We start from the raw sequence: 13,591 nt of genomic DNA, 5'->3' as shown, positions 1-13,591 counted from the left end.
GTTCCCTCTGGTAGGCAAGCAGCCCAGCCGTTTCAAGCTGTTGCGTATTCTCACCCAACGCGCGAGCCACAATCCTGCCACCCGACAGAGATGTCCCGATGTAGTGCTATGGCATGGAAATATCCCTATTGCAAAACAAGCGGCGTCACAAAACGCCGATGGGGAATTGTTTTTGCCGGTGTGCAACACTAGCGTGCTGTCTGCTGTGGATAGGATAGGCTTGCGATGAAAACCAATGTGATCTCGATGGTGGTGGCGCTTGCCTTTGTTTGGGTTGCCAGCCTGTTTCCAATGCCCGCGGCCGCCCAAGGGCTGAGCAGTTTGCTGTCGGCGACCGAGACCGAAACTCCGTCTGATATTGACGCGGTGATGGCCGCAGCGGCTGAAAATGGCGTCAGCGTCATTGTGATCGACACCAACGGACGCATTCTGACGGATATAGAAGGCCCGGCTCAAACCGACGAAGGTCAGGACATGGGCGGCACGCTGATGTCGATGCAGGACAACGCGGCGGCTTTTCGCACAGCGCTGTCCGAAGGGTTGCTGAACCTGCCTGCCTCGTTCAACGAAGTGCTGTATATTCTTAGGGCAACAAGCCCCAATGGCACCATATTCGCTTATGTCGAAGTGCTGTTTTGGAGCCTTGTGTTTCTGGGCTTTGGTATCCTGTTCCAGAACGAGATCTACGGCAAACGGATCGTAAAGAACTTTGTCGTCGGGCGGATTCTGGAAAATCCGGTGGGCTACGGGCAAAAGATGCCGTTCCTTATGTTCCGCTTCTTTATGGGCCTGATCGGTATCGTGATTTCGATGCTTGTGGCGTGGATTCTGGGAGCGATAATTTTTGGCCAACTGGAAAACTCGGCCCTGCAGTTCACCGCAACCCTGATCAACGTTGGCTATTTTGTGATCCGCGTCGTGACCAGCATCTGGCGGATGATCCTGTCCCCGTTTCTGTCCCAATACCGTATCCCACTCTTGTCTGACCGGGACGCAAAGAAGCTTTACTACTGGCTGTGCGTGGGCACGATCATGGGCATTTCCACCATTCTGTTCGGCGTATGGATTCGCGAGTTAGGCCTGAACATGGATGTGTTCGTGTTCCTCTATTCGCTCCTGTCGCTGCTGGTGATGGTGCTGAGCATAATGGCTGTTGTGTTTAACTGGCGCGCGGTGACCAATGCCATTCTGAACGGAACGCCCCCCATCGCTGCGAGCTGGATCCTGCGCATGCTGTCGCGCGCGTGGGCCCCGATCAGCATCTTGTTCTTTATGTTCGCATGGGGCGAGCAGACCTTCCGCCTTGTTCTGGGCGATCCCAACAGTTTCCCGCTTCTGGTCGGAGGCTGGTTTATCCTGACCACCATCATCGTCGTCTATGGTGTGCTGAATTTCTATATTGAGCGTGGTTTTGCGCGCCGCCGCTATCTGCGCGAGCATGCTCAGGATGATCGCGATGATAACTCGGAGGACAAGGTCCTCTCCGGTCCGCCCCGCGGCGCGGCCCTGACATCTTTTGAAGGTCTTGCCCGCCGGATCGCCGGTATAATCGCCTTTGTCGCGGGCAGCTATGCATTTCTGGGCATGTGGAGCCCGGGCGCTGGGTTCGTCGGGGGCAGTGTCTCCGCCCGTCTGCTGGACGTCATCGTCATCATTTTTCTGGGCTATATTGGCTATTATGCCTTTCGCATCTGGATCGACCGCAAGATCGCGGACGAACAGGGCGACATGGGCGAGGGCGAGTTGGGCGATGAAGGCGGTGGCACCAGCGCGTCACGACTTGCGACCCTTTTGCCGTTGTTCCGCAATTTCATACTGATCCTGATTGTCCTGACCATCGGTCTGATCATTCTGATGGAGGTTGGGGTGAACGTTGGCCCGCTGTTTGCCGGTGCTGGTATTCTTGGCGTCGCTATCGGTTTTGGCAGCCAAAGCCTCGTGCGTGACATCTTTTCCGGGGCGTTCTTTCTGTTCGACGATGCGTTCCGGCGCGGTGAATATATCGATGTGGGAGGCGTCAAAGGAACGGTTGAGAAAATCTCAGTTCGTTCGTTCCAGTTGCGTCACCACCTGGGCGCGCTGCACACCATGCCCTTTGGCGAAATTCAGGTGCTGACCAACTATTCGCGTGACTGGGTGATCATGAAGCTGCCCTTGCGCGTGACCTACGACACGGATGTCGAAAAGGTCAGAAAACTGATCAAGAAGCTGGGTGTGGAATTGCTGGATGATCCTGTCATCGGCGACAACTTTATCCAGCCGCTGAAATCACAAGGTGTGATCGAAATGCAGGATTCAGCGATGATCATCCGGGTCAAATTCATGACAAAACCCGGCGATCAGTGGCTGGTGCGCAAGAAGGTCTACGAAGAAATCCGCGAGTTGTTCGCACGGGAGGGTATTCGGTTTGCCCATCGCGAGGTCACTGTTCGGCTCGCCGATGGCGAAAAGAAAGTCGAAGAATTGTCAGACGAGGATCGCAAGGCGATCACCGCTGCGGCGCAGGCTTCCATTGAAGAAGACATGCTTGAGGGTGGTGTCACGGATGGGGACGACCGATAATCCCTCTCGACATGGGGCCTGAAAGGGCATAGGCGCTCAACGCTTGGTGGCCGGGATCGCCCGGCCCCTTTGCTTTGATAGGACCGAACCCCGTGATTACGCCCCTCCAGACCGCATTAACCGCCCGTGGATATACAGACCTGACACCTGTGCAAGAGGCAGTCACTGACCCGGAACTGGTCGGTGCTGACCTGCTGGTTTCCGCACAGACCGGATCGGGTAAGACAGTCGGCTTTGGTCTGGCGCTGGGTCCGACACTGTTGGGCGATGAACCGCTGTTTCAGATCGCGGATGCGCCATTGGCGTTGGTGATCGCGCCGACCCGCGAACTGGCGATGCAGGTCAAGCGCGAGTTGGGCTGGCTTTATGGCGAGACCGGCGTTGTTATGGCCTCTTGCGTCGGCGGCATGGACATGCGCGACGAACGGCGTGCTTTGAGCCGGGGTGCGCATATCGTTGTCGCCACGCCGGGCCGGTTGCGCGACCACATCATGCGCGGATCGATTGATCTGACGGCGATCCGCGGCGTTGTGCTGGATGAAGCGGACGAGATGCTGGACCTCGGGTTTCGAGAGGATCTCGAATTCATCCTCGGCAACTGTCCCGAGTCGCGCCGCACGCTCATGTTTTCGGCCACGGTTCCTGCGCAAATCGCGAAACTGGCCAAGACCTATCAAAAGGATGCGATCCGCATCGCGACAACCAGCGGTGAAAAACAGCACGCCGACATAACCTATCAGGCCATGACCGTGGCCAATCATGACGCCGAAAACGCGATCATCAATATCCTGCGGTTTCACGAGGCCCCCAATGCCATCGTGTTCTGTAACACACGTGCGATGGTGAACCGGGTCACCACGCGACTGTCCAACCGGGGCTTTCCCGTCGTGGCACTGTCGGGAGAATTGACCCAATCCGAACGTACCAATGCGTTGCAAGCGATGCGCGATGGGCGCGCGCGCGTCTGTGTGGCGACGGACGTGGCCGCACGCGGGATCGACTTGCCCAACCTTGATCTGGTGGTGCACGCCGAATTGCCGTCCAACCATGAAACGCTGCTGCACCGTTCGGGCCGGACGGGCCGCGCGGGTCGCAAAGGCACATCCGCGCTGATCGTCACAGCCAAAGTGCGCGGCAAGGCCAACCGCATACTGAAGGGCGCGCAGGTCGATGCCGAATGGATCGATGCGCCGTCCGCGGACGATGTCCGTATGCAGGACGAGGCCCGCCTGATGGATGACCCGATGTGGACCGATCCAATCACCGAAGGCGAAGGTGACATGGTCGCCAAGCTGGCCAAAGAGTTCAGCGCAGACCAACTTGCCGCCGCATTGCTGCGCATTCACGGGCTGCGCCACACCTCGCCCGAGCATCTGTCTGACGTGAAGAGCAGCGAAAAGGCTCCAAAGACCTTTGTACCCTTTGGGCCGAGCACATGGTTTTCCGTCACCGGAGGGCGCGATCAGGGCGTCGAAGTGCGCCGTCTGCTGCCCATTGTGTGCAACGCTGGCGACATCACCAAGGACGACATTGGTGCAATCCGTATTGTTGGCGACATGTCCTACGTGGAACTGAAAACCGAAGCGGTTGCAGGCTTTTTGCAGAACATCGGTGATGCGATGCAGATCGAGGGTGGTGCCAAGATGACGCAACTCGACGGTGTGCCGGATGCCGCCAACCAGCCCAAGCCTCGCTTTGAAGGTAAACCGGGCGGCAAGCCCAAACGCGACTATGGCGATAAGCCCAAGCGCGATTATGGTGACAAGCCCAAACGAGACTATGGTGACAAACCCAAGCGGGACTTTGGCGACAAACCCAAACGCGGGTTTGCCGATGCGCCGAAACCGGCGGGCAAACCTTCGGCCAAAAAAGTTTGGGACCCTGACACCGCGCCAGCACCCAAACCGCGTAACGATGCGGCCCCCATCGACTGGAACGACACATCGACCCCCAAACCGCGCAAGCCCAAACCGGGCGCCAAGCCCAAGGGCAAACCGGGCGGGAAAAAGCCGTTCGCAAAAGCCCCCAGCACGCTTGAAAAAGCCATGCAGGACGGCAGCGTCAGCGCGCCGAAAAAGCCGCGCCACAAACTAGATAGTGCGCCGGGCGCGCCAAAAAAGGCGAAATGGAACAGCAAGAAAAACCAGGCCCGCCGCGCGGCTGCCGGCCAAGGTGGTGCGCAGCCCCCCAAACGCAAAGGGTAGGGCGGGGTTTTCTAAGCTCTGCGCTTTAGCTGGTGTAAGGGTCCAGACTGTCGCGCAGACCGTCACCAAGGAAGTTGAATGCCAGCACCACGATGATGATGGGCAGCATCGGGATCGCCGTCCATGGATAGATTTCGATGCTTGCAAGGTTTTGCGCGTCGTTCAGCATCACACCCCATGATACGGCGGGTGCGCGCAGTCCAAGGCCCAAGAAGCTCAGTGCCGTCTCACCAAGGATCATAGCTGGGATCGATAGCGTGGCGGATGCGATCAGGTGTGACATGAAGTTCGGCAACAGGTGTCGCCGGATGACCCGCCCCGGCTTGGCTCCCATCATCTCTGCGGCACGCACATATTCCTCCTCTCTCAACGAGAGGAACTTACTTCGGACCGCCCGGGCAAGGCCGGGCCAGTCTAAGAGTCCAAGGATGATACTGATGATGAAGAAGACCGACACCGGCCCCCAATTCGACGGTACCGCCGCTGACAGGGCCAGCCAGAGCGGCAGTTCTGGCAGACTTCGCAGGATCTCGATGGCACGGTTCACCACCCAGTCGACCCAGCCGCCGAAATAGCCCGCAATTGCGCCAAACCCGATGCCGAGGATGAACGATACTGTAATCCCGATCAGACCCACGGTCAGCGACAGTTGCGCTCCGTAAGAGATGCGTGAGAACACGTCCCGGCCCAGCCGGTCCGAGCCAAAGATGAACACAGTCGCCCCTTCGGGCGCACAGAACAAGTGTGTTGTGCTGGGGATGAACCCAAACAGATTGTATTCCGACTTTTCACAGAAGAACTTGAGCGGCATGGGCCGTGTTTTGTCGGTGATGTAGGTCCAGCGGTAGTTTTCTAGGTCTGCCACCGCCTGTGTTGGATAGACAAAGGGGCCTACAAACTCGTCCTCATGCCAGAACCGGATCGCCTGCGGCGGGTGGTAAAGGTACTCGGCACTGCGTTCGTTCGGGGTGTAGGGCGAAAAGAAGCCCGCGAAAGGGATCGCCATATAGGCCAGAAACAGGAAGATGCCGGACAGCAGCCCCAGCCGGTGTTTTTTGAACTTGCGCCAGACCAGTACCCAGTTGGGGGCGTCCATGTCCGTCCGATCAAGGGCAGACAGATCCACATTGGGATCATATGGGGCGTCGTCGATAAAGCGGCCGTCGGGAAGGGTGCTCATTGTCTGTTATCCTTCTCGGGCGCCGTAGCGGATGCGTGGATCAAGCAGCACCAGCAAGAGGTCGGAAATCATGGTGCCGATCAGGGTCAGCAGGGCGACAAACATCAAAACGAACGCGGCAAGGAACTGATCCTGCGATTTGAGCGCGGTCAGCAGCGCAGGCCCGATGGTTTGCAGGCCCAACACCACCGACACCAGAACCGAACCAGACACCATGGCGGGCAGCAGGTTACCGATATCGGCCACGAAGGGGTTGAAGGCCATGCGCAGCGGGTACTTCGTCAACAACTTGGTGGGGCCAAGCCCCTTGGCTTGCGCGGTTTCAACGTAAGGTTTGCTCAGCTCGTCCAGCATATTTGCGCGCAGGCGTTGCATCATCCCAGCCGCGCCAGAGGTGCCGATCACAAAGGTCGGAACGATCAGGTGTACAAGGATGGACTGTACCTTGGCCAGCGACATCGGTTCGCCTTCGAACTCCGGGCTCATCAACCCGCCAATGGGCAGTCCAAGGTATTTGTGTCCGTAATAGAACAGCATCAGCGCCAGTAGAAAGTTCGGTGTCGCAAGGCCCAGATAACCGACAAAGGCAGTGGTGTAATCGACCCAAGTGGCCGAACGGGCCGCCGCCAGAACACCAAGGGGCAGGGCGACGAGGTAGACAAACAGAACCGCCGCAAGGTTCACCAAAACCGTCAGCCAAAGCGCGTCACCCACGATGTCCGCAACCGGCGCGTCAAATTCAAAGGACCAGCCGAAATCACCCTGCAACAGGCCAGAAAACCCATTGGGGCCGTCCCAGACGCCAACCCAGATCAGATATTGTTCCCACAATGGTCGGTCGAGCGCGTATTCGGTGCGCAGAAACTCGGCTTTTGCCACCCCTTCGGCCTGCCCCGTGGCGCGCAGTTCGGCGATCTGGTTGGACAGGTAGTCACCGGGGGGCAGGTTGATGATGATGAACACCAGCACCGACACAACGGCCAGCGTCAGCAACATCGTGACCAGTCGCCACGCCGCGTAGCGTACAAACATCATTTGCTGACCTGCGCGATTTGTTCATCATCCGAAAAGTAGAATTCGTCGACCCGGTGCACACCGAAATGGGCGCCGGGGTCCCATGCCCATTTGCCCTTCTCGGGCACATTGCGCAGCCGGTCAGATACGACGACCGGTTGCGGGGCCTCGGACAGGATGCCGATGCCAAACTGCTGGTCGGCGTGAATATCCAACATTTCGCGCCAGATTTTGGTGCGTTCCTCTTCGATGCTCGTGCCCTGCCATGCCTTGCTGAGATCCATCAGGCGTTGGGCCGCTGGCAAGTCGATTGGTTCGCCTGCCGCGCCGTGCGTTTGGTAATGCTGCCCCCATTTGGGCCATGCAAAGAACACCTGATCGGTGGGCGCCAAGTAGCTTGGTGGCGTGAAGGGTTGGGGGATACCATTGTCCCATCCGAACCAAACCGCGGCCATGGTCACCCCGGAAAAGACCCGGTTGCGCAGGATGTCACGATCCAGCGGGCGCATGATCAGCTTGATACCCAGATCGCGCCATGTGTCGGTGATGATGGCCAGCGCATTTTCGACTTCTTGGCGCTCGCCCGCAGTCTCGATCACGAACTCCATCGGCCGCCCATCTGGCAGCAGGCGGATACCGGACGCCGTGCGTTCGGTCAGCCCCATTTCATCGAGCATGTTGTTGGCAAGTTCGGGGTTATAGATGGCCCATTTGGTGAGGTTGTCAGGCTCAAAGAACGGGCTGGCGGCCAGTGCGGTCATGCCGCCCTCTTTCCCTAGCCCAAAGTAAAGCGCGCGGTTGATCATGCGTCGATCAATGCCCAAGGACAGGGCGCGACGGAAGCGTGCATCGCGGATCACCTCGCTCCAAACCGGATCGGTAAAGTTGAGATTGGGATAGATCGCGATCTGGCTGGCTGCACCGTTGGACCACAGGAACGTGCGGTAGGGCGCGCCATCCTGTTCGCCTTTTTTGAGGATCGATACGTCGCGGAAATCAAGGCCGCGTGCTTGCAGATCGGATTCGCCGGCGTTGGATTTTGCGGCCACGAGGCCTGAGCCGACGATGCCCATTTCTACCACGTCAATGTAGGGCAGTTGCGTGCCGCGCGCGTCTACGCGGTGAAAGTATGGATTGCGGATGAACAATTGGCGCGACGAAGTTCCGCTTGCTACCACCCACGGCTGCAACGTGGGCAGGGCGGCGTTGTCAAACTGGTACATGTTGTCCATTTTATTGTGCAGCGGCGCCCAGCTGCGCACGCGCTTGGCGTCGATCATCGCCTCCATCTCTTCGACGGTGTTGAAGTTCACATGGAACTGTTTGAGGTAATGGGACGGGCGAAAGATGAAAGGCGGTGCGGCCTGCGCCAGCATTTGCAGGAAGTTTGGATTGGGGCGCGGGAAACTGACGACAACCGTGTAAGGGTCGGGAAAGGACATGGTCCCAAATTCTTCGCCCACACGCATGACCTCGGGCGGGCCATTGGGGCTGAGTTCGGGGTTTTGGGCGACGTGTTCCCACCAGTATTCAAAGTCGGCAGAGGTGAAGAGCGCCCCATCTGACCAGCGGTGGCCGGGGCGCAGGTGAAGGGTAAAGATGCGCCGGTCTTCGACCTCGTAGTCGCGCAGAATATCAGGTTTGAGGCGGTACTTTTCGTCGTAGCCGACAAGACGAGCGTACCCGTAGACAACCATCTGGCGGACGTCCTTGGACCGCGTGACCATGGTGCGCAATGTGCCGCCCTGAGTCCCAAAAGTACGCCCCTTGGCCTCGAGATCGACGATCAGCGGGGTTTCAGGAATGCGCTGTGCAGCGGGGTCCATCTGGCCTTTGGCGACTTCGCTTTCCCAGAATGCGCTTTCCTTGATGAGGGTTTGCGCCGTGGCGGGCAGGGCGACGCAAGCGGCAAGGATGAGGGCGGCAAAACGGTTAAACATGGCAACGTACCTTGTGTCCGGGTTGGACTTGAATGAGGTCAGGGGCATCGATCCCCTCAAAACGAAATTCTTCAGACCACCCGTCAGGTGACCCCGCCCCACGCGCCACTTCTTCAAGGTCGATGGGACGGTTCAGGTCTGGTTCGGGCTGCGCCGCGATCAGTGCCTTGGTGTAGGGGTGGCGTGGGTTGTAAAACAGCGTGTCCGGCGGGGCCTGTTCGACCACAACGCCCTGACGCATCACTGCGACTTCGTCCGCGATGCGCGCGACAACGGCCAGATCGTGACTGATGAACAGATAACTCAGGCCCATACCATCCTGTATGCGTTCTAGCAGCGTAAGTATCTGTTCCTGAACGGACACATCGAGCGCCGAGGTCGGTTCGTCACAGACCAGCAGAACCGGATCAAGCGTGAGCGCGCGTGCAATGGACAGTCGCTGGCGTTGTCCGCCTGAAAAAGCATGCGGATAGCGTTTGAGCATATCGGGATTGAGACCCACCCAGCGCAGCATTTCGGCGGCCTTGTCACGCCGCTCCTGCTTGGACCCGATCTTGTGGATTTCCATCGGCTCGGTCAGCGCCTCTTGCACCCGCATACGGGGGGACAGAGACGAGTAGGGGTCCTGAAACACCATTTGCGCCTGGCGCTGGAAGGCGACCTTTTGTGCGCGGGTCAGTGCGCCGATGTTAATTGGCTCGGCACCTGCTTCGGGGCGAAACAGAACCTGCGACCCTTCATCCGGCACTTCGGCCCCGAGTGCGATCCGGGCGCAGGTGGTCTTGCCCGACCCGCTTTCGCCCACCACAGCCAGTGTTTTGCCGCGCGGCAGTTTGAGAGAGACGTCGCTGCACGCATGCACCAGCTTGCGTTCGCGCCATCCGCCTGCGCGGACGGAGTAGGTTTTGGAGACGGATTTAAGTTCGAGGATCAGATCATCCTCGACCACCGGCGGCGAAGGCTCGGCAACCTCCGGGATCATCGGCGCGGCGGCGAACAGTTTCTTGGTATAACCGTGACCCGGTGCGCCAAGGACAGCCGCAGCCGGGCCGCTTTCCATTATGTGGCCTTTGTTCATCACCACGACGCTGTCGGCCATATTGGCGACGACTCCCAGATCGTGGGTGACAAGGATCATTGCCATGCCAGTGTCGCGTTGCAGGTTTTTCATCAGGCCAAGAACCTGCGCCTGCGTGGTCACATCCAACGCAGTGGTCGGTTCGTCGGCGATCAGTAATTCCGGTTTGGCCACCATCGCCATAGCGATCATCGCGCGTTGGCGCATGCCACCGGACATCTCGAACGGATAGGCGCGGTAGGCGCGTTCGGCATCGGCAAACCCGACCCTCTCAAAGGTGGCCAGCACATCGCGCTTGGCCTCTGAAAGGCTCATGTCACGGTGCAGTGTCAGCACCTCGCTTACCTGATTGCCGATGCGGTGGAGCGGGGAAAGAGAGCGCATGGGCTCTTGAAAAATCATCGAAATGGCATCGCCACGAACGGCTCTGATCTCTGAATTGCTGAGGCCGAGCAGGTCAGCGCGCGACGCGCCGGTCCCAAATTCAATAGACCCGCTGCGCAGTTGCGCAGCGCCCGGCAGGATGCGCAGGACTGAACGGCAAGTGAGCGTTTTGCCTGAACCACTTTCCCCGACAAGGGCCAGCGTTTCACCCGCATGAACGGAAAAATTTACACCTGCCACGACAGGCGGTGCTTCGCCAAAGCCGATAGAGAGGTTTTTTACGTCCAGCAGGGGGGCCATAGGGCGTCCTTTGTTGCGCGTGCGTGCCAGAAGTCAGTCAACCCGATTCCGACACTCAGGTCCATACACTGGTTATGCCGGAATTGTTGCTACACATTTTTGTCGTTCTGGCGCATCTAGAGGAAAAGCCAAAGGAATGCGCGCATGAGCCAAAGCCGTCTTGATCTGTTTGTCGACCGTATGGTTTCCCAACGTGCCTGTCTGGATTATGCCGCCGCCGCAATTGCGGATGTGCCGGGCCCTGTGTTTGAGTTGGGCTTGGGCAATGGGCGCACCTATCACCACATGTGCCATATCATACCGACCCGCGATATTTTCGTCTTCGAACGCGCAATTGCGTCCCACCCTGACAGCACACCGCCCGAGGGTCAGGTCCTGCTTGGCGATGTATATGACACTTTGCCTCAGGCATTGGAGCGCTTTGGGCCGTCGGCTGCGCTGATCCACGCGGATCTTGGTGGCCATGATCGGGTCAAGAACGATATCTTTGCGCGCAACGTGTCGCCTTTGGTTGAACCGCTCTTGGCGGTCGGCGGGCTGATGGTGGCGTCGGATCTGATGTATTTTGAAGGGCTGGTGGAACAGCCATTGCCTGAAGGCGCTGTTTTGGGGCGGTGTTTTATCTACAAGCGCGTGGCGTGATCCGGTGGACGCGCTGATGCGCGACGACATGTTTTAGGGGCTCTGCCCCGTCGCTGGCGCGACTCCCCGGGATTTTTTGAAATCAGAGAAGGGCTGGACTTGCGCGCTGTATGATGACGCGGCGGCCTTTTGAGAAACGCTTGCCCTTTTGCGTGACGCGCCTAGGCTATGGGCCAAGGGAGAAATTCATGAGCGACAAGATTGCCTATGCACGGCACGGCGATATCGCTGTGCTTACCGTAAAGAACCCACCCGTAAATGCGCTGAGCCAGGCCGTACGTCAGGGTCTGTGGGATGGCATCAACAAGGCCGAAGCCGACACCGGCGTGCGCGCAGTCCTGATCGTGGGCGAGGGGCGCGCGTTTTTCGCAGGTGCCGACATTAAGGAGTTTGGCAAGCCTCCGCTGGACCCGCACCTGCCCGACCTGATCCGCCGGATAGAGGCATCGCCCCTGATTGTTGTGGCGTCTATGCATGGTGTGTCCCTTGGTGGCGGGCTTGAGGTCGCTTTGGGCTGTCACTACCGCATTGCGGTGCCGTCGGCCCGGGTGGGTCTGCCCGAAGTGCATTTGGGTTTGATTCCGGGTGCTGGAGGCACGCAACGTCTGCCCCGTCTTGCCGGGGTGGATGCGGCGCTGGATGTGATGACGACCGGCCGCCAGATCGGGGCAGCGCAGGCCCATGATCTGGGCATCATCGATGTCATCAAGGATGGCGATCCGGCGGAAAACGGGTTGGCCTACGCACGGGAATTGTTGGACGCCGGGGCAACGCGGCGCGCGGTGAGCGAACTGCCTTTGCCCGCGCCCATCGACTGGGATGCAACGTTTGGTGCCACACTTGCCCGCTCCAAGGGCCAGATTTCGCCCGCGTGGTGTGTCAGAGCGATTGAGGCCGCCTATGCCGGCGATTTCGATGCCGGGATGAAAGCCGAGCGCAAAATTTTCTTTGACCTCATGCAGACCGATCAGCGCAAAGGCATGATTCACGCTTTTTTCTCGGAACGTGCGGTGGGCAATTTGCCAGAACTGAAGGGGGTTGCGCCCCGTGAGGTGAGCCGGATCGGTGTGATCGGAGGCGGCACAATGGGGGCGGGCATTGCCACGGCTGCCCTTCTATCCGGGCTGAATGTGCATCTGCTCGAGATGTCGCCTGAGGCTGGAGAAGCTGCGCGTGGTCGTATTGAAAGCAACCTGTCGGGGGCGTTGAGGCGCGGCAAGATCAGCCCCGACCAGCATAGCAAGATCCTTGGCGACGCCTTGCAGGTGGTAACGGATTACGACGCTCTGGCCGAGGCTGATCTGGTGATCGAAGCTGTGTTCGAAGACATGGCCGTGAAAAAGGTGGTTTTTGCCGAACTGGACCGGGTCTGCAAACCGGGCGCGGTGCTGGCCTCCAACACCTCATACCTTGATATCAACGAGATTGCGGCGACGACGTCGCGGCCCGGCGATGTGCTGGGACTGCACTTCTTTTCTCCGGCGCATGTCATGAAGCTGCTCGAAGTGGTGGTGGCCGATGCGACGGCGCCAGACGTTGCGGCAACAGGCTTTGCCTTGGGCAAGGCGCTGGGCAAGACATCGGTGCGTGCGGGTGTGTGTGACGGGTTCATCGGGAACCGCATCCTGTCGACCTATCGCACCTGCGCCGACCACATGATTTTGGACGGCGCCTCACCCTATCAGATTGACGCAGCTCTTGAGGCGTTTGGATTTGCCATGGGGCCGTTTGCCGTGGCCGACCTTGCCGGGCTTGATATCGGCTGGGCTGTGCGCAAGCGCAAACGGGCCGAGGGGATCGATCCACGTGCACGCGACGCCGCTTATGCGGACAAGTTGTGTGAAGACGGGCATTTCGGACAAAAGACCGGCAAAGGCTATTACGACTATGCCGCCGGTCCCAAAGCCCGCGTGCCGAACCCGGATGTGATGCCTTTGATTGAGGCGGAGAGGGCCGCGCAAGGGATCACACCGCGCGACTTTGATGACGAAGAGATCGTGCGCCGTTACATGGCCTCGATGGTCAATGAGGCGGCCAAGGTTGTGGGCGAGGGGATCGCGCGGCGCCCGCTGGACGTGGATATGACACTGCTGTTTGGCTATGGTTTTCCGCGCTATCGCGGCGGGCCGTTGAAATGGGCAGACATCGTCGGGCTTGACGGTTTGCTGAGCGATATCAAAGGCTACGCAGAGGCTGATCCGTATTTTTGGGCGCCCGCGCCACTTTTAGAGAAGCTGGTGGCCGAGGGCCGGACATTTGACGACCTGAACAAGGAGGAGGGTTAAGA

8 protein-coding genes are annotated in these 13,591 nt (G+C 59.1%); 4 read left to right on the top strand and 4 right to left on the bottom strand.

Annotated elements, in window-relative coordinates:
* Positions 1–225: 225 nt before the first annotated feature.
* Positions 226–2,562 (top strand): mechanosensitive ion channel family protein, encoded by a 2,337-nt coding sequence (locus DHN60_RS06800; protein ID WP_108836528.1) that lies wholly within the window; start codon positions 226–228, stop codon positions 2,560–2,562.
* 92 nt (positions 2,563–2,654) lie between these two features.
* A complete protein-coding gene (locus DHN60_RS06795) occupies positions 2,655–4,766 on the top strand; it encodes a DEAD/DEAH box helicase (RefSeq protein WP_108836527.1) in 2,112 nt (703 codons plus the stop codon).
* Positions 4,767–4,791: 25 nt separating this feature from the next.
* Here the strand turns inward: DHN60_RS06795 and DHN60_RS06790 are convergent, their stop codons facing one another.
* The 4 genes from DHN60_RS06790 to DHN60_RS06775 are packed head-to-tail and all read right to left on the bottom strand — an operon-like array spanning position 4,792 to position 10,662.
* The gene (locus DHN60_RS06790) at positions 4,792–5,946 is read right to left on the bottom strand and encodes an ABC transporter permease (RefSeq protein ID WP_108836526.1); all 1,155 of its coding nucleotides are present in this window, start codon (positions 5,944–5,946) and stop codon (positions 4,792–4,794) included.
* Positions 5,947–5,952: 6 nt separating this feature from the next.
* Positions 5,953–6,981 carry an ABC transporter permease gene (locus DHN60_RS06785; protein WP_108836525.1) on the bottom strand — a complete coding sequence of 343 codons (1,029 nt, stop codon included), beginning with the start codon at positions 6,979–6,981 and terminating at the stop codon, positions 5,953–5,955.
* Positions 6,978–8,900, bottom strand: coding sequence for an ABC transporter substrate-binding protein (locus DHN60_RS06780; RefSeq protein WP_108836524.1), 1,923 nt, complete (start codon positions 8,898–8,900; stop codon positions 6,978–6,980). Before DHN60_RS06780 ends, DHN60_RS06785 begins: the two co-directional genes overlap by 4 nt.
* Positions 8,893–10,662, bottom strand: a complete 1,770-nt coding sequence (locus tag DHN60_RS06775; RefSeq protein WP_108836523.1) for an ABC transporter ATP-binding protein — start codon at positions 10,660–10,662, stop codon at positions 8,893–8,895. Before DHN60_RS06775 ends, DHN60_RS06780 begins: the two co-directional genes overlap by 8 nt.
* Positions 10,663–10,806: 144 nt before the next feature.
* On the opposite strand from DHN60_RS06775, the gene DHN60_RS06770 reads away from it, so the two are divergent.
* A complete protein-coding gene (locus DHN60_RS06770; protein ID WP_108836522.1) occupies positions 10,807–11,304 on the top strand; it encodes a class I SAM-dependent methyltransferase in 498 nt (165 codons plus the stop codon).
* Positions 11,305–11,492: 188 nt separating this feature from the next.
* The gene (locus tag DHN60_RS06765; protein ID WP_108836733.1) at positions 11,493–13,589 is read left to right on the top strand and encodes a 3-hydroxyacyl-CoA dehydrogenase NAD-binding domain-containing protein; all 2,097 of its coding nucleotides are present in this window, start codon (positions 11,493–11,495) and stop codon (positions 13,587–13,589) included.
* Positions 13,590–13,591 lie beyond the last annotated feature (2 nt).

The sequence above is a fragment of the Tateyamaria sp. Alg231-49 genome, assembly GCF_900143535.1.
In the GTDB taxonomy this organism is placed as follows: Bacteria; Pseudomonadota; Alphaproteobacteria; order Rhodobacterales; family Rhodobacteraceae; genus Tateyamaria.
Note: the sequence above shows the minus strand (reverse complement) of the source record. Positions and strands in the feature narration are given on the sequence as shown.